Genomic DNA, 16,289 nt, shown 5'->3' on the forward strand with positions numbered 1-16,289 from the left:
AACGTTCCATCCGCCGGGATCTGAAAGCCGCTTCGCTGCATTCAGGCTGCTCGGCCGGCCCGCGCCAATCCATGTTCCACGAGCCGGTCGATGATTTCGGAATAGCTGACGCCGCTTGCCGCCATTGCCTTGGAGTACATGCTGATATCGGTGAAGCCGGGGATGGTGTTGATTTCATTGACCAAGAACTGCATGTCCGGTGTCAGGAAAAAGTCGATGCGCGCCATCCCGTCACAGCCGACGGCTCTGAAAGCCCTTGCAGCCACATCCCGCATGCTTGCCTCGACCTCGGGCGGCAGTTCGGCCGGCACTTTTAGCGCCGCGCCGTTCTCGTCGATGTATTTGGCATCGTAGCTGTAGAAACCGTGGCTTTCCGCCGGCACGATCTCGCCTGGCCGCGAGACGAACAGGTCGCCTGCCGGGTCCTCCAACACGCTACATTCGATCTCGCGCCCATGAACGAATTCCTCGGCCAACAGCTTGCAATCGTGCTGGAAGGCTTCAGCAAGCGCCCCATCGAATTCCTGGCTGGCATTGACCTTTCTGACCCCGACAGACGACCCCTGACGCGCCGGTTTGATGAAGAACGGCAGGCCGAGTTCGCTTTCTAGTATGGCGAGGGCAGGCGCCGCACCTTCATAGACCGTCACTGAGCGCGCGATTGGCAGACCCGCCGCTTTCAGGAGCCGCTTGGTGATATCCTTGTCCAGTGCGGTTGCTGAACCCAGGATGCCGCAGCCGGCGAGCGGCACCAGAGCCACCTCGGCCACCCCCTGTACCGAGCCGTCTTCGCCATGGGGGCCGTGCAGGACGGGAAACAGGATGTCGATCGTTGGCAGATCATAGGGCGTGCCGTCGGCCGGGATCGCCATCATCCGTCCGCGCCCACCCGGAAGCAGGCAAACTTCCGTGCCGCCTGCAGGTTTCGCGAGCTTACCATCCTGAAAGCTGCTCAGCCGCCACCGTCCCTCGCGCGTGACGAAGATTGGGACGGCATCGTATTTGGCAGGCAGCAGCGCACGCATGACATTGGTTGCGGAAAGCACCGAAACGTCATGTTCGGCGGAACGTCCGCCAAAGAGCACGGCAATGCGCAGTCTGTTCAAGGAAGAGGTCATGCAAGCCTCGGAGACGATCTGGTGTTGAAAGGGTCAGAAGCCGACGGCGATACCGCGGTTGGCGAAGAAATAAGGCGCTCTGGTCTGCTGCATTGTGTCGATATCCTGTCGTCGCGGCTGGTAACCCGATGACTGGCAACCTTGGCTTTTTTCGAACCGATCTAAGGGTTCATGCAAAAAGACGGCCGTGAAATTGGCGCAGGCGTTAATCGTTGCGCCACGTGAACGTTGGTATATATAATTTCATCTCATGAAAGTGGCTCTGGCAAATTACAGAGCCAACAGCCGAGATCATGGGACTTTGATGGTTTGCACCTCAAGACCGGCGATCGATCCGTGGATCACTGCCTCGGCAGCAATCGTTCGGCAGTCATGACGCGGCCGGTCCCGCCACATCTTCACCAATTTGGGCACCACGCCGTTTTGCGCCGGCATCCGCTTCGGCAGCATTGTGGCGCCGACGGCCTTGCGCAACGACCAGCTTTTCCAACACAATCAAAAAAAGACGCAAGAAGGGAACGAACGATAACGTCCACCAGAGCTTGACAGGAGAACAAGCATGTTACTTCGGAGCATGATTGCGAAACTATCAATGGGAGCCTTGGCGCTTGCCGCAGCAAGCGCGCTGACACTACCGGCACAAGCAGCGGCGCCGGAATCCAACGACCCGATCAAGATCGCGCTGTTCGACTGGACCAGCGTCAATCTGAACGCCAAGATCCTCGGCGGCATCCTCGAAAAGCTCGGCTATACCGTCGAGTACCCGACCGCCGACTATCTCTCCAGCCTGACCACCGGCCTGACCAATGGCGACATCGATGTCGGCATGGAGTTCTGGGACACGACGGCCGGCGAAGCGATGAAGGCCTCGGATGCGACCGGCCAGACCGAACGTCTCGGCAAGCTCGGGCCCAAGGCCAAGGAGGAATGGTGGTTTCCTGAATATATGAAAGAGAAATGCCCGGGCCTGCCGAACTGGGAGGCATTGAAGGACCCGAAATGCGCCGAGACCTTTTCGACGGCGGAAACAACACCGAAGGGGCGCTATCTCGGCGGCCCTGTGACATGGGAAGGTTTTGACGACGAGCGCGTCGAGGCGCTGAAACTGCCCTTCACCGTCATCCATGCTGGCACCGATGCAGCGATGTTCGCCGAACTGGACTCGGCCTATCAGCGCAAGGCGCCGATAATGCTGTGGATCTATTCGCCGCATTGGGCACCGGCCAAATACAAGGGCGAATGGATCGAATTCCCCGACTATACTGTAGAGTGCTACACCGACCCGAAATGGGGCGTGAACCCCGATGCGAAATACGACTGTGGCAAGCCGCATGGCGAGATCTGGAAATATTCCTGGGCCGGCATGAAGGACAAATGGCCGGTCGCCTACAAGGTCGCCAAAAACTACACGGTCGATACCGACGAGCTCAACAAGATGAGCGGCGAGATCGATCTCGAAGGCAAGACGCCGGAAGACGTCGCCGCCGCCTGGATCGCCGCCCACGAAGCCGACTGGAAAGCTTGGGCCGAGTGACCGTCTGACTGGAAATCCGACGGCCCGGCCATTCGTGGCCGGGTCTCGATCCCTATTCCAGAAGGACGATTGCATGACCGATACGATTGAACGCGCGGCGAAAGCGGGCAACGATGCCCGCCCGATAAAGCTTGCCTGCCGCAATGTCTGGAAGCTGTTCGGGGCGGACGCGGCCAATTTCATCCGCCGGCGCGACGGCAAGGCCAGCCTGGCGGACATCGCCGCTGCCGGACTGGTTGGCGCGGTGCGCGCCGTCGATCTCGAAATCCGGCAAGGCGAGATCTTCATCATCATGGGACTTTCGGGATCAGGCAAGTCGACGCTGGTGCGCTGCATGTCGCGGCTGATCGAGCCGACCCACGGCAAGGTCGAGTTTGAAGGCAAGGACCTGCTCAAGATTTCCGATGCCGCGCTGATCGAGCTGCGACGCCACCGCATGGGCATGGTGTTCCAGAATTTTGCCCTGCTGCCGCATCTCAACGTACTGGAGAACATCGCCTTTCCCTTGGGCATCCAGGGGCAGGACCGGCCGACGCGCGAAAAGCGGGCTCGCGAGGTCATCGAGTTGGTCGGCCTGCGCGGCCGCGAGCATTTCTATCCACGCGAGCTTTCCGGCGGCCAGCAGCAGCGTGTCGGCATCGCCCGCAGCCTCGCCACCAAGCCGGAAATCTGGTTCCTCGACGAGCCATTCTCGGCGCTCGATCCGCTGATCCGCCGTGAGATGCAGGACGAGCTGATGCGGCTGCAGACCATGCTGCACAAGACCATCGTCTTCATCACCCATGATTTCGACGAGGCCATCCGGCTGGCCGACCGGATCGCCATCATGAAGGACGGCGAGGTCATCCAGATCGGCACGCCGGAAGAGCTGGTGGTCAACCCGGCGACGGATTATGTCGCCGAATTCACCCGCGACGTCGACCGCGCCAAGGTGATCTCGGCCAAGAGCCTGATGCGCGCCTGCGACGGCGCTGAACATGGCGGCACGGTCGCGCCCGATGCCAAGATCGCCAGTTTCTCGGCAGATATCGTCTCTGCCGGCAAGCCCTTCGCGGTGGTCAACGGCACCGGCAAGCCGATCGGCGAGGTAACGCCGCAGGCGGTGATCGATCTTCTCGCTGGCATCGAACGTCCCGGAGCCGGCGCATGACGGTCACGGCAAGCGCGAGCGCAGCGAGGCCGCGGCAGGGTCAGACCTGGCTGGTGATCTGGGCCTGCGCGCTCGCCGCCGTGCTTGTTGTCTTCCTGCTGCAGGAAAGCCTGCCCTGGACGGTCAATTACCCAGCCAATGCCGTCATTCCCGTCGCCGACTGGGTCAGCGCGCTGATGAACTGGGTGAAGTCGAACTTCTCCTGGCTGACGCGCTCGCTCACCGCCGTGCTCGGCGTGCCGCTCGATTTCGCGCTCAATCTTCTCGCCAAGAATTTCAAGATCGGCCATGGCGCGGATATGATCGTCTTGCCGCGCCTGTCCTGGGTCGGCGTCTGCGCTGCCGCGTACCTTGCCGGCCGCGCTGCCGGCGGCTGGAAGCTGGGCGCGCTGGTCGGCGGGTGTTTTCTCTACATCGCGCTGTTCGGGCAGTGGACCAGCGCCATGCTGACGCTGGGCCTGATCTCGATCGCTGTGCCGTTTTGCATTGTCACCGGGCTGTTCGCCGGCATCTGGGCATGGCGCAAGCCTTGGGCAGAAAGGCTATTGATCTCCCCTGCCCTCGATCTGATGCAGACGATCCCAACCTTCGCCTATCTCATCCCGATGCTGCTTTTGTTCGGCAACAGCCCAGTCTCGGCAATGATCGCGACGGCAATCTTCGCGACACCGCCAATGGTGCGGGCGACGATGCTGGGCCTGTCGCGGGTGCCGTCGGAGATCGACGATTTCAGCGAGATGGCCGGCTGCACGGCACGGCAGAAGCTGTGGCGGGTGCTGTTGCCGTCGGCGCGGCCGACGCTGATGGTCGGCGTCAACCAGGTTATCATGCTGGCGCTCAATATGGTGATCATCGCCTCGATGATCGGCGCCGGCGGCCTCGGCTATGATGTGCTTTTGGCGCTGCGCGCGCTCAAGGTCGGCGAGGCGATGGAGGCAGGCCTCGCCATCGTCGCACTGGCAATTGCGCTCGACCGGCTGAGCCAGGCGATCGCGCACAATCACGCCAAGGGCAATGTCTATCAGGACGTGAGCCCGAGCTTCTGGCGCCGTTATCCCAATCTGACGCTGGCCGTTGCCATCCTTGCCGTCAGCACACTGTTCGGCCTGTTCGTGCCGGCCTTCGCGGCGGTGCCGAAGGCGATCACCTTCACCACCGCGCCTTTGTGGAAGGCGGCGGTGAACTGGATCACCATCAACTTCTTCGACACGATCGAGGCGTTCCGCGTGGCGCTGATCCTCAATGTGCTGAACCCGGTGCGCGCTCTCTGCGAGGGCTTTCCGTGGCTGGGCGCGGTTTGTCTCCTCGGCCTTGCCGGATACCAGCTCGGCGGCTTGCGCTTCGCCGCCCTGGTCGCGGCATTGACAGCGTTCTGCGCCGTCACCGGCCTTTGGGAAAAGACCATGGCGACGGTCTACCTGTGCGGCATCTCGGCCTTTATCGCTTGCCTGATCGGCATCCCTATCGGGCTGATGGCATCGCGCAGCGACCGCTTCGAAAAGATCGTGACGCCGGTCATCGACACGCTGCAGGTGCTGCCGTCGTTCTGCTTCATCATTCCGGTGGTGATGCTGTTCAGAGTCGGCGACGTCACCGCGATGATCGCCACCGTCGCCTTCGCCGTGGTGCCGGCCATCCGCTACACCAATCACGGAATCCGGCAGGTGCCGCCGGCGCTGATCGAGGCGGCGAAGGTTTCCGGCTGCACCAAGCGCCAGACCTTCTTTCGCGTGCAGCTGCCGCTGGCGTTGCCGGAGATCATGCTCGGCGTCAACCAGACTATCCTGATGGCGCTGGCAATGATCATCATCTGCGCCATGGTCGGCACGCGCGATCTCGGCCAGGAAGTGTTCATCGCCCTGTCCAAGGCCGATTCCGGCCGCGGCATCGTCGCCGGCCTGGCCATCGCCTTCATCGGCATCGTCGCCGACCGGCTGTTCAATGCATGGACGGCCAAGGCGAGAGCGAGGCTGGGATAGCCGGGAATAGGACGGCCACAGGAAGCTGCCGTTAATGGCGCCCCGGTGACGAGTTACCGATCCCTACGCCTAACGACATAGCCCTTCGGGATTATTGCTCGCTCTTGGCTCACATCGTACGGCTGTGATGGGACGGGTAGGCTCAACAGGAGAGCGGATAATGTCTAAACGCGTTCCCTTTACTACCGGTGATCTAGCAGATCATCAGTGGGGTATCGATGACGCCCTCACAGGCGATCCAAACACGAATATCTTGACCGGCGACGCCGGCGGCAGCCTGCTCGATTTCTCGAGAGGCGGCAACGATACCTTTACGGAAACCGCACCGTCGACCTACACCTTCTACGGTGACGCGGCTCGGAGCTTGTTCAATTTTGCTCGGGGCGGTGACGACACCTTCACCACGGGGCTTTCGTCCACCACGACGACTGCCTATGGTGACGCGGGCGACGATATGTCGGACCACAGCAAGGGCGGCAACGATACCTTCAACAGTGGATTGGCAAGGCAGGTAGTCGATACCTTCTATGGTGACGCCGGCGGCAACATGCTCGGCCATGCTCATGGGGGTGACGACACTTTCCTGACCCAAACCAAACAAGGAGCCGACCACACCTTCTACGGTGATGCAGGCGGCGAGATGTCCGATCGCAGCAAGGGCGGCAACGACACCTTCGAGGGCTCGAAAGAAGCCAATAACATTTTCTACGGTGACGCCGGCAGCAACATGTCCGGCAATGCGCGGGGCGGCGACGATAGCTTCACGGGCAAGAGCGATTCATTCAACACTTTCTACGGCGATGCCGGCGGCGACATGTCGGACGACAGTAGGGGTGGCAACGATACCTTTACGGGCCGCTCCTTTTCCACCAACACTTTCTTCGGCGACGCCGGCGGCAACATGTCTGGCCATGCTCTGGGCGGCGACGACTATTACACAGACACGTTTGGGGATCTCGGGAGCAAAACTCTCTATGGCGATGCGGGCGGCGATCTTTCCGGTTTTGCCACGGGCGGCAACGACACCTTCACGAGCGTGGGTGGGTCCCGGGTAACGTTCTACGGTGACGCGGGCGGCAGTATGTTCGACCATGCGCTTGGGGGCGATGACGTGGCCGTGCTGCAAGGCACCGCCCATAATGTGGGGTATGGCGACGCCGTGACGATGCTCGGCAACGCTGTGGGCGGCAATGACACCCTGACCGGCGGGGACAAGAGCGCCTTTCCTGACGTTCTAAACGAGTTGTCCGGCGACGCGCGCGCTATGTCCGGCTCCGCCCAGGGCGGCAATGACATTCTTACCGGGGGCCAGAACAGCGAAAGCGGCCAAGTTCGCAACTTCCTGTGCGGCGACGCTCTGCAAATGTCCGGTTCGGCTCAGGGCGGCAACGATGTCCTGTACGCAGGGAGCGCGGCACCTGGCTGCACGGTCATCAATGACATGTGGGGGGATGGACAACTGAGCGAGTTGGCTCAGGGCGGCGCAGACCAATTCATATTCAAGGACGATGGTTCAATGACGGTCGGAACCCAAAACACCATCTACGACTTCAGCCAGACCCAAGGCGACACTATCGTGTTTAGTGGCGTGGAGGGCGTGCAATCGTTCGATGATCTCACAATTGCGCAAAGTGGAACCGACACCATTATTACCGCGGGAGTCGATCAAGTTACTCTCGCAAACTTTGCGAGCCCGCTGACAACGAGTGACTTTTTGTTCGTCTGAAAGTGAAACCTTACCTGTTCGAAGTAGCTGGAATGCGGTGAGAGTTCGTTGAAGATGGTCGCGCGGCCGGTCGCCCCAATTCTGCTCGACCGGCCGATCGGCGATCCCAGCCGCAAGTATGGATCAAGCGGCCAGGAATCTCTCGGTCAATCGAGCCCAGAGCGCTGCGCCAACGGTCAAATTGCCGTCGTTGAAATCATATTTCGAGCTGTGAAGGATGGCTGAATCCTCGCCGTTGCCGAGGCGGAGGAAGCAACCGGGTTTGTGCTCGAGGAAATAGGAAAAGTCTTCGCTGCCGGGGATCAACGGGCAGACGGCCACCTTGTCGTGACCAACGAGTTCAACAGCGACGTCTGTCGCAAAGGACGTCTCGCTCTCGGAATTGACCACCACCGGGTAGCCGCGCTCGTAGTCGATCTCGACGGTTGCGCCATGCGCCTGCGCCACAAGTGCTGCGATACTGCGAATACGCTGCTCGAGCCTATCGCGAATCTCGACCGAGAAGGAGCGGACGCTGAGCGTGATCTCGGCCTGTTCGGGGATGACGTTGGAGGCCGTGCCGCCGTGAATGGTGCCGACGGTGACGACAGCCGTCTCGATCGGGTTGACGTTGCGCGACACCACCGTCTGGAGGGTCATGATGATGTTGGCGGCAGCGACGATCGGGTCGACCGTCAGGTGCGGACGCGAGGCGTGGCCGCCACGCCCGGCGATCTTGATGGTGACGGTATCGCTCGCTGCCATCAGCGGCCCCGCGCGCATCAGGAAGGAACCCGCCGGCGCGCCCGGATGGTTGTGCAGCCCGAAAATCGCATCGCAGGGAAAGCGCTCGAACAGGCCGTCGGCGATCATCGCCTGCGCCCCGCTTCCTTTGCCGGCTTCCTCGGCCGGCTGGAAGATGAGGTTCACCGTGCCGTTGAAATGGCGCGTGCGCGCCAGGTATTCGGCCGCGCCGAGCAGCATCGTGGTGTGGCCGTCATGGCCGCAGGCGTGCATCTTGCCGCTGGCTTGGCTGGCATAAGGGAGATTGGTCGCTTCGGTGATCGGCAAGGCGTCCATGTCGGCGCGGATGGCAATGCTGCGGCCGCTGCCTTGGCGCAAGCGGCCGACGACCCCGAGCCCGCCGACATTGCGTGTCACCTCATAGCCCCAGCTTTCGAGCCGTTCGGCAACGTATGCACCCGTTTCGTGCTCCTGGAAGGAAAGCTCGGGATGCGCGTGCAGGTGCTGGCGAGCCGCAGCAAGCTCGGCGGCCTTGTCGGCGAAGTCGGAAACATCGGCGAACTGGTTGGAGGTCTTTGGCATGAGGGGTCCTTTGCCGAGCACGTAATGGCGCCGGCTTTTCTGTCAGATGAAACGGCTTAAAAAGGCCCGCGTGCGCGGGTGCCTGGGTTTGGCGAGAACCTCGTCCGGAGGCCCGGCCTCGATCACATTGCCGTCGTCCATGAACACCACCCGATCCGCCGCTTCGCGGGCGAAGCCGATCTCATGCGTGACCACGATCATGGTCAAGCCCTGCCTGGCAAGATCGCGCATGGTGGCGAGCACCTCGCCGACCAACTCCGGATCGAGCGCCGACGTCGGCTCGTCGAAGAGCATCAATTTCGGGCGGATGGCGAGCGCACGGGCGATGGCGACGCGCTGCTGCTGGCCGCCTGAAAGCTGGCGCGGATAGGCGTCGATCTTGTCGGCGAGACCGACACGGGTCAGCAGTTCGCGGGCGTAGCCGATCGCTTCCTTGCGGTTCTCCCGGTGAACGCCGACCGGAGCCTCGATGACGTTCTGAAGGGTCGTCATGTGTGGATAGAGATTGAACTGCTGGAACACCATGCCGATCTTGCGCCGCTGCGCCGCGATCGCCCGATCGGAGAGCTTGTCGAGACGGTCGTCGTGCAACCGGTAGCCGATCTGCTCGCCGTCCACCTCGATCGCCCCTTGGTCGATCGCCTCGAGATGATTGATGCATCGCAGGAAGGTCGACTTTCCGGAGCCGGACGGTCCGAGAACGACCACCACCTCGCCAGGCGCGACGTCCAGGTCGATGCCCTTCAGCACCTCGAGCGGGCCGAAGGCCTTGTGAACGTTGCGCGCCCGGACCAAGGGCGTGTCATGCGCGCTCATTGGCGGCCTCCAGGGTGGCGGTCGCCGTCTTCTCGCGGGCGCCGCGGTCGCCGCGGCTGTAATGGCGTTCGATCGCGCCCTGCGCGACATTGAGAACCGAGATGATCAGCAGGTACCAGAGCACCGCAACCATCAGCAGCGGAATGATTTCGAAGGTGCGGTTGTAGATCGACTGCACGGAGTACAGCAGGTCGGCCATGGCGATGACGCTGACCAGCGACGTCGCCTTGATCATGCTGATCAGCTGATTGCCGGTCGGCGGCACGATCGAGCGCATCGCCTGCGGGATGATGATGCGCCGCAGGGCCCGCGCGCGGGTCATGCCGAAGGCTTCAGCCGTTTCGGCCTGCCCCTTGTCCACCGACAGCAGCCCACCACGAATGATCTCTGCCATATAGGCGGCCTCATTCAGCGCCAGACCGAGGATAGCCGCCGTCAAAGGCGTGATCAGGTCGTTGGTGTTCCAACTGGCGAAACCGATGGAAATGCGCGGAAACAGCGTCGAAAGATTGTACCACAGGATGAGCTGCACCAGCAGCGGCGTTCCCCGGAAGAACCAGATGAACAGTCCGGATAGAAAAGATGCCAGCCTGTCTTTCGACATGCGCGCGATGGCGAGCAGCAGGCCGAGCACGATACCCAGGATCATCGCCACGACCGTCAGGCCGAGCGTTACGGAAAGCCCCTGCATGACCGTCGGATCGAAGAAATACTGGGCGACGACTGGCCAACCGAAATTCGGGTTGACCGCGACGATATAGGCGAAGCCGGCCGCCACGGCGACGGTGAACGCCCAGAGCGCCAGCCGGACAAGCGGAAACGGCCGGTGGGCTCGCTTGACATCGCGCAGAGCGTCGTCGGGACGTCGCGGCACCTCGGACGCGTAGGCAGCGGTCGCGTCGGTCATGGCAGCCTCTACTGTCCCTGGTTGATGCCGGGCGCGTCGATCATGTTCTTCTCGAGACCCCACTTCTTCATCACCGCGGCGTAGGTGCCGTTCTTCATCAGGATCTTGAACGCGTCGAGTAGTACACCGCCCAGCGGCGAGCCCTTCTTGACGACGGCGCCTTGATAGATGTCCTTGAAGCCATTGGCCTGGCCGACACCTGAAAGTTCCAGTTGGCCCTTCGCCTGCTCGACGAAATAGGTCAGTGGCGCCTGCGAGGAGAAGAATGCGTCGGAGCGCTTCGACCGGACGGCCAGTATCGAGCTCGGCTGGTCGGTGAAGGATTGCACCTCGACGGCCGGCTTGCCGCCCTCGGTGCATTTCTGCGCCTGCTGCTTGATGACCTTTTCGGCTGAGCCACCCGACATCACGGCGATGCGCTTGCCGCACGCCGTGTCGAGCGAGGTGATGCCTTGCGGATTGCCCTTCTCGACGGAAAAGACGACGTATTCGCGCACCCAATCGATGAAGTCGTTGGATTTCTGGCGGTCGGGATAGTCGCCGACAGGTCCCATCGCGAACTGATAACGGCCGGCATTGATGCCGCTCAGCAAGGCCGGCAAGCCGGCGACCGAGGCGTGATCGACTTCGACACCGAGCAGCTGGCCGATGGCGTCGGAAATGTCCCTGGTTGCCCCGGTCAGTTCGGTGCCGGTGACGATCTCATAGGGCGGGAACGAGCCGTTGTTGACGGCCGTGATCTTTCCCGCCGTGCGGATCTCTTCCGGCAGCCGGGCCCGCAAATCTTCGTTCACCGATTGCTTCTGGATATCCTGGGCGAAGCTGGCCTGCGCCAGAATGGTGACGAGCGAGGCGAATATGAAGCTGATTGTCCTCATGGCATTCTCCTTCGTGTTCTTCGTTGCGCGTTGTCAGGCTGCGGTGGCCCGCGACCTGGCGTCGAAAGGAAACAAGGCTTCGGCGGAAATCGGTTCCGTCAGAATGCCCTGGGCATGTAGCTCGGTGACGAAATCCTCGATCATGCGCCGGTTGGCGGGCAGGCCGCTGGCGTTCCAGGAGGCAGGCAGGTCGCGCCCCGCATGAAGCAGCTCCTCGAGGATCCAGGGCGAGGTATCGGCATATTTTCGGCGCTTGCCCGTCCAGACGCGCTGGCTTTCGTCGATCAGCCTGGCGAGTTCCTGCGGCAGCCAGGGGTGCTCCCTGGCCAGGACGGCCTTGACGGCGACCAGATGCATGCCCGGGACATAACCGACGTCGGCGAAATAGGCGCGTTCGGCCGCGCGAAAATCGCGCAGCACTTGCCGGAAGCCGGAAGCCGGGCCGAAAAAGCCGTCCGGCATGAAGGGTGTGAAAACGGCGTCGAGCTCGCCTTGCGCCAGCAGCTCCATCATCGGGCGCTCGCCTGGCGCTGCTTCGATGCGACCCGGCCTGCCGAATCCGTCGAGGCGGTCGGCGACCGGGTGCTCGGATGTCAGCCTGCCGGCAAACCAGTAGGCGTCCTCGACGCCGACACCTTCGCGGCGAAGTGCCGCCCGCGTCCATGTGTTGCCGGAATCGCGCCAGCCGGTGACGCCGATGCGTTTGCCGGCAAGGTCGGAGAGCCGTACCAGCGGACTGTCACTGACCGTGATGATGCAGCGGTGGCGAAAGCCGCGCATGATGAAACACGGTATTCCAACCACCGTATCCCGGCCCGACGCCATGGCCGACACATAACGGCTGAACGAGACCTCCGCCGCATCGTAGTTCGGATCCGTGCAGAGATCCGGGATCAGCGTGGCGACACGGTCGACCTTCACCGACAGGCGGCTCGAAGTGACGTCACCCAGGACCAAGGGAGTGAGGTAGTCCCAATCGCGGGTGGCTATGGTGATGGAGACGGGCGTGGTGGAGGCGGGCATCGGCATGAACTTCAAAGCTATGTTTGACCGGCGATTGGTAAATGTTTATTTTTGGCCGATCAAATGTTATTATGTTACTGAACATTCACACTGACAGTCGTTGATTCGATGGATTTCGATGCAGGATGGTTCGCTGAACGCCTCGGTGACCGCACGACGCGCGGCATCGCGCGCGAGACCAGCGCGCTGATCAGAAGCGGCGCGCTGCCTGTCGGCGCAAAGCTTCCGCCGGTGCGCGATCTTGCCTATGTGCTCGGCGTCAGCCCGGCGACGGTCTCGCAGGCGTGGAGCGAGCTGCGGCGCTACAAGATCATCGGCGGCCGCGGGCGCAACGGCACCTGGATCATGGGCAACCGCTTTGCCGCCCGGCCCGAGCGCCACATGAGCGGCGGCAATTACGGTGCGGACATTCTGAACCTGGCGATCGCGGAGCCCGATGTGAAGCTCTTGCCGCCGCTCGACATCGCGCTGGCGCATGGCGCGCGCGCCGAAAAGCTCAACAGCTACGACCGGGTGCGCATCCTGCCCGAGCTGGAGGCCGCGGTGCGCCCGTCATGGCCGTACGATCCCGGCGCGTTCCTGGCCACCAATGGCGGTTACAACGCCATCTACACCTTGCTGCATGCGCTGGTCCCGACGGGGGCGCCTGTGGCCATCGAGAATCCGACGGCGCTTCGCCTGCTCGACATCCTCGAAGATCTCGACGTGCCGATCATCCCGGTCGACTGCGACAGTGACGGCCCCTTGCCCGACGCGCTCGCCAACGCTCTGCGGCAGCGGCCGGTCGCGTTCCTATTCCAGCCGCGCGTCCATTCGGTGACCGGCGCCTGCATGTCGTCGGCGCGGCTGGAAGTCATCGGCGACCTGCTCGCCGGCACCGACGTGCTGATTGTCGAAGATGACGGCGTTGGCGATATTGCCGATGCGCCGGGCATTTCGCTTGGCCGGCGTTTTCCCGATCGCGTCGTCCACATCCTGTCCTATTCCAAGACCCATGGCCCGGACCTGCGGCTCGCCGTGCTGTCCGGATCGGCGACGATCGTCGAACAGATCCAGTCCTATCGCAGCTTCAGCTCGGGATGGACCAGCCGTATCCTGCAGGCGGCCACCGCCTGGCTGCTGCAAGACCCGGCCACGGCTGTCTTGGTCGAGCAGGCGAAGGAAGTGTACCGCCGCCGTCGCGAACGGCTCGCCGGCGAACTGGCGAAACGCAATGTCGGGATCGACGCCGGACACGGTCTCAGCGTCCTCATTCCGGTTGCTTCGGAACCTTACGCAATGGTCACGCTGGCTGCCCACGGCATCGCGGTCCATGCCGGGGCCAAGTTTTCGACCGGGAAGACCAGTGCCGTGCGCGTCGCGACCAGCATCTTGAGCGAGGAGCACCTCGAGCACGTCGCAAATTCCCTGGCGCTGGCGGCCGACCCGGCGCGGGACGTTGTCTGAGGCAAGGCAATCGTCGTTCGGACTTGCCTACTCCGCCGCCACGCCCTTCACCTCGAGATAGCTCTCCATCGAATCGTCCATCGCCTGCAGCCAGGGCGTGTGATGCAGCGGCGCCATCGTGCCGGTCATCAGCGAGCGATAGGAATGGTCGCGGAAGCCCATGATGTCTTCCGCCTTGTGGTGCTCCCACTCCATGAAGGTCTGATTGACAGCCTCGACATCGAAGCCGGGATAGTCGGTCTGCTCCATCAACTCCCTGGTGTAGTCGCCCTGGAACCAGATCATCTGCTCGGCGTCTTCCAGCGTTTCCTCGCGTGCCCGCCACTTTTTGCCGTGCTCGGCCATCGCATCGGCCGAGGGCAGTTTGATGCGGCCCATGATGACGTCGCGGGCGAACCAGGCCTGCGCGTCGAACATGTTGAAGGTGTAGAACTGGTCCTGCATGCCGATATAGGACAGCTTCAGGTTTTTCTCCCAGACGACGCCCTCGTAGAGCCCGTCCGGCCACATGCGGTTGGCGGTCTTCAGCTTCAGATCTTCGGTCAGGAACGGGAAGGAGTGGAGATAGCCGGTGCACAGGATGATGGCGTCAACGTCTTTGGTGCTGCCGTCCTTGAAATGCGCGGTCTTGCCGACGACCTTCTGCAGCAGCGGCACTTCCTTCCAGTTCTCCGGCCATCTGAAGCCCATCGGCTTCGAGCGGTAGCTGGAGGTGATCGATCTGGCGCCGTATTTGTAGCATTGCGAGCCGATGTCCTCGGCCGAATAGGAGCGGCCGATGATCAAAATGTCCTTGCCCTTGAATTCCATCGCGTCGCGGAAGTCATGGCTGTGCAGGATACGGCCGTTGAAGGTCGAAAAGCCCTCGAAATAAGGAACGTTGGGCACGGAGAAATGCCCCGAAGCGACGACGACATTGTCGAACTCTTCCGAGTAGGTGACGTCGTTGGTGCGGTCATGCGCGGTGACGGTGAACTTCTTTGTCGCATCGGAAAAGGTGACCATGCGCACCGGGCTGTTGAAGCGCACCCATTGGCGCACGCCGGATTTTTCGACACGGCCCTTGATGTAGTCCCACAGCACGGCGCGAGGCGGATAGGAGCCGATCGGCCGGCCGAAATGCTCCTCGAACGTATAGTCGGCGAATTCGAGGCATTCCTTCGGGCCGTTCGACCAGAGATAGCGGTACATCGAGCCGTGCACCGGGTCGCCGTGCTCGTCGAGGCCGGTGCGCCAGGTGTAGTTCCACAGGCCGCCCCAGTCGGACTGCTTTTCGAAGCAGACGATCTCGGGAATGTCGGCGCCGTTGTCGGCGGCCGACTTGAAGGCCCTGAGCTGGGCCATGCCGGACGGCCCGGCTCCGATGACGGCAACACGATCTTTCATTTCGGGCCTCCCGATCTCATTTCTCTAACGAAACAAATTTCACTGACAGGACAGTAATTACCCCTTCGATGCTGTCAACAGGCCTTGTCGCGAAACCCTCGTTTCACCACGCTGGATTTCCAAGCGACGCGGTAGCTCGGGCGAAATCCGGACATTGCGCAATTCGACACGGGTGGCTTGCCGTAAGAGTTGCGCTTCTGTATCGGCACCGAATATGTTCACCGTGAGTGAAATGAATCGGCAAGGTCCGGGGTGGCGAAATGGCGAAAAAAGCGACCAGTCTAAAGCCTGCGGCAGCCGCCGCGGGCAAAGCCAAGCCGTCGGTTGCTGTAATCGATCCGCGCAAGATGCGCGCGCCGCTCACCCAGAACCCGCACGCCATTCGCGACACTCGCGAAAAAGTGCTGGAGGTCGCGATCGGCCGCGAGGTGCGGGCATTCCGCAAGAAGCTCGGCATCACCGTCGCCGATCTGGCGGCCGCCACCGACATTTCGCTTGGCATGCTGTCGAAGATCGAGAACGGCATCACCTCGCCGTCGCTGACCACGTTGCAGGCGCTGTCGCGGGCACTCGGCGTTCCCGTCACCGCATTCTTCCGCCGCTTCGAGGAAGAGCGCAGCGCCGTCTTTGTCAAGGCCGGGGAAGGCCTTGACGTCGAGCGCCGCGGCACGCGCGCCGGCCACCAGTACAATCTGCTCGGCCATATCGGCTCCAACACCAGCGGCGTCGTCGTCGAACCCTATCTGATCACGCTGACCGAAGATTCCGACGTGTTTCCGACCTTCCAGCACGAAGGCATGGAGTTCCTGTATATGCTCGAAGGCGAAGTGGTTTACCGGCACGGCAGCAATCTCTACCCGATGAAGCCCGGCGACAGCCTATTCTTCGACGCCGACGCACCGCACGGACCGGAAGTGCTGACCGTTCTGCCGATGCGCTATTTGTCGATCATTTGCTACCCGCAGAGCGCGGGGTGAGCGGAGCTCGATCTCCCCTTGGTCGCCTCGTGAGGGAGATCGGC

The 16,289-nt window shown here is 62.2% G+C and carries 14 protein-coding genes; 6 read left to right on the forward strand and 8 right to left on the reverse strand.

The annotated features are described in order from the left end of the window. Positions 1-41: 41 nt before the first annotated feature. Positions 42-1,118: a D-alanine--D-alanine ligase family protein gene (locus tag NKI50_RS05905; RefSeq protein ID WP_023716789.1), complete on the reverse strand. Its 1,077-nt coding sequence runs from the start codon at positions 1,116-1,118 to the stop codon at positions 42-44. Positions 1,119-1,409: 291 nt separating this feature from the next. Further along, complete coding sequence (locus NKI50_RS05910) at positions 1,410-1,592, reverse strand: hypothetical protein (RefSeq protein ID WP_023716788.1); 183 nt, start codon at positions 1,590-1,592, stop codon at positions 1,410-1,412. Between the two features lie 85 nt (positions 1,593-1,677). On the opposite strand from NKI50_RS05910, the gene NKI50_RS05915 reads away from it, so the two are divergent. The 4 genes from NKI50_RS05915 (at position 1,678) to NKI50_RS05930 (ending at position 7,507) form a co-directional block, all read left to right on the forward strand. After that, positions 1,678-2,652 (forward strand): ABC transporter substrate-binding protein, encoded by a 975-nt coding sequence (locus tag NKI50_RS05915; RefSeq protein ID WP_352715779.1) that lies wholly within the window; start codon positions 1,678-1,680, stop codon positions 2,650-2,652. A 73-nt stretch (positions 2,653-2,725) separates the two neighbouring features. Then, positions 2,726-3,802, forward strand: a complete 1,077-nt coding sequence (locus NKI50_RS05920) for a quaternary amine ABC transporter ATP-binding protein (RefSeq protein WP_023716786.1) — start codon at positions 2,726-2,728, stop codon at positions 3,800-3,802. Continuing rightward, positions 3,799-5,781, forward strand: a complete 1,983-nt coding sequence (locus NKI50_RS05925) for an ABC transporter permease (protein WP_023716785.1) — start codon at positions 3,799-3,801, stop codon at positions 5,779-5,781. Before NKI50_RS05920 ends, NKI50_RS05925 begins: the two co-directional genes overlap by 4 nt. A 160-nt stretch (positions 5,782-5,941) precedes the next feature. Then, a complete protein-coding gene (locus NKI50_RS05930; RefSeq protein WP_352484106.1) occupies positions 5,942-7,507 on the forward strand; it encodes a hypothetical protein in 1,566 nt (521 codons plus the stop codon). Positions 7,508-7,630: 123 nt separating this feature from the next. Here the strand turns inward: NKI50_RS05930 and NKI50_RS05935 are convergent, their stop codons facing one another. From NKI50_RS05935 to NKI50_RS05955, 5 genes are read right to left on the reverse strand one after another with little or no spacing between them, the layout of a single operon-like run. Next, positions 7,631-8,812, reverse strand: coding sequence for a M20 aminoacylase family protein (locus NKI50_RS05935; protein WP_023716783.1), 1,182 nt, complete (start codon positions 8,810-8,812; stop codon positions 7,631-7,633). A 42-nt stretch (positions 8,813-8,854) separates the two neighbouring features. After that, the gene (locus NKI50_RS05940) at positions 8,855-9,628 is read right to left on the reverse strand and encodes an amino acid ABC transporter ATP-binding protein (protein ID WP_023716782.1); all 774 of its coding nucleotides are present in this window, start codon (positions 9,626-9,628) and stop codon (positions 8,855-8,857) included. Beyond that, positions 9,615-10,535, reverse strand: coding sequence for an amino acid ABC transporter permease (locus tag NKI50_RS05945; protein WP_023716781.1), 921 nt, complete (start codon positions 10,533-10,535; stop codon positions 9,615-9,617). Before NKI50_RS05945 ends, NKI50_RS05940 begins: the two co-directional genes overlap by 14 nt. Before the next feature lie 8 nt (positions 10,536-10,543). Beyond that, positions 10,544-11,413, reverse strand: a complete 870-nt coding sequence (locus NKI50_RS05950) for an ABC transporter substrate-binding protein (protein ID WP_031193332.1) — start codon at positions 11,411-11,413, stop codon at positions 10,544-10,546. A 33-nt stretch (positions 11,414-11,446) separates the two neighbouring features. Next, positions 11,447-12,436 (reverse strand): substrate-binding domain-containing protein, encoded by a 990-nt coding sequence (locus NKI50_RS05955; protein ID WP_031193330.1) that lies wholly within the window; start codon positions 12,434-12,436, stop codon positions 11,447-11,449. A 108-nt stretch (positions 12,437-12,544) separates the two neighbouring features. On the opposite strand from NKI50_RS05955, the gene NKI50_RS05960 reads away from it, so the two are divergent. Continuing rightward, a complete protein-coding gene (locus tag NKI50_RS05960; protein WP_023716779.1) occupies positions 12,545-13,882 on the forward strand; it encodes an aminotransferase-like domain-containing protein in 1,338 nt (445 codons plus the stop codon). Positions 13,883-13,909: 27 nt separating this feature from the next. On the opposite strand, the gene NKI50_RS05965 is transcribed toward NKI50_RS05960, so the two are convergent. Next, positions 13,910-15,268 (reverse strand): trimethylamine monooxygenase, encoded by a 1,359-nt coding sequence (locus NKI50_RS05965; protein WP_023716778.1) that lies wholly within the window; start codon positions 15,266-15,268, stop codon positions 13,910-13,912. Positions 15,269-15,528: 260 nt separating this feature from the next. Between NKI50_RS05965 and NKI50_RS05970 the strand changes: the two genes are divergently transcribed. Then, positions 15,529-16,245 (forward strand): helix-turn-helix domain-containing protein, encoded by a 717-nt coding sequence (locus tag NKI50_RS05970; RefSeq protein WP_023716777.1) that lies wholly within the window; start codon positions 15,529-15,531, stop codon positions 16,243-16,245. Positions 16,246-16,289 lie beyond the last annotated feature (44 nt).

Origin of the sequence: Mesorhizobium sp. M0563 (genome assembly GCF_040321065.1) — a bacterium.
Classification (GTDB): domain Bacteria; phylum Pseudomonadota; class Alphaproteobacteria; order Rhizobiales; family Rhizobiaceae; genus Mesorhizobium.

Coding starts and splice junctions, on each gene's coding strand:
- NKI50_RS05905 (WP_023716789.1), bottom strand. CDS start 1,118: ATGACCTCTTCCTTGAACAGACTGCGCATTGCCGTGCTCTTTGGCGGA.
- NKI50_RS05915 (WP_352715779.1), top strand. CDS start 1,678: ATGTTACTTCGGAGCATGATTGCGAAACTATCAATGGGAGCCTTGGCG.
- NKI50_RS05920 (WP_023716786.1), top strand. CDS start 2,726: ATGACCGATACGATTGAACGCGCGGCGAAAGCGGGCAACGATGCCCGC.
- NKI50_RS05925 (WP_023716785.1), top strand. CDS start 3,799: ATGACGGTCACGGCAAGCGCGAGCGCAGCGAGGCCGCGGCAGGGTCAG.
- NKI50_RS05930 (WP_352484106.1), top strand. CDS start 5,942: ATGTCTAAACGCGTTCCCTTTACTACCGGTGATCTAGCAGATCATCAG.
- NKI50_RS05935 (WP_023716783.1), bottom strand. CDS start 8,812: ATGCCAAAGACCTCCAACCAGTTCGCCGATGTTTCCGACTTCGCCGAC.
- NKI50_RS05940 (WP_023716782.1), bottom strand. CDS start 9,628: ATGAGCGCGCATGACACGCCCTTGGTCCGGGCGCGCAACGTTCACAAG.
- NKI50_RS05945 (WP_023716781.1), bottom strand. CDS start 10,535: ATGACCGACGCGACCGCTGCCTACGCGTCCGAGGTGCCGCGACGTCCC.
- NKI50_RS05950 (WP_031193332.1), bottom strand. CDS start 11,413: ATGAGGACAATCAGCTTCATATTCGCCTCGCTCGTCACCATTCTGGCG.
- NKI50_RS05955 (WP_031193330.1), bottom strand. CDS start 12,436: ATGCCCGCCTCCACCACGCCCGTCTCCATCACCATAGCCACCCGCGAT.
- NKI50_RS05960 (WP_023716779.1), top strand. CDS start 12,545: ATGGATTTCGATGCAGGATGGTTCGCTGAACGCCTCGGTGACCGCACG.
- NKI50_RS05965 (WP_023716778.1), bottom strand. CDS start 15,268: ATGAAAGATCGTGTTGCCGTCATCGGAGCCGGGCCGTCCGGCATGGCC.
- NKI50_RS05970 (WP_023716777.1), top strand. CDS start 15,529: ATGGCGAAAAAAGCGACCAGTCTAAAGCCTGCGGCAGCCGCCGCGGGC.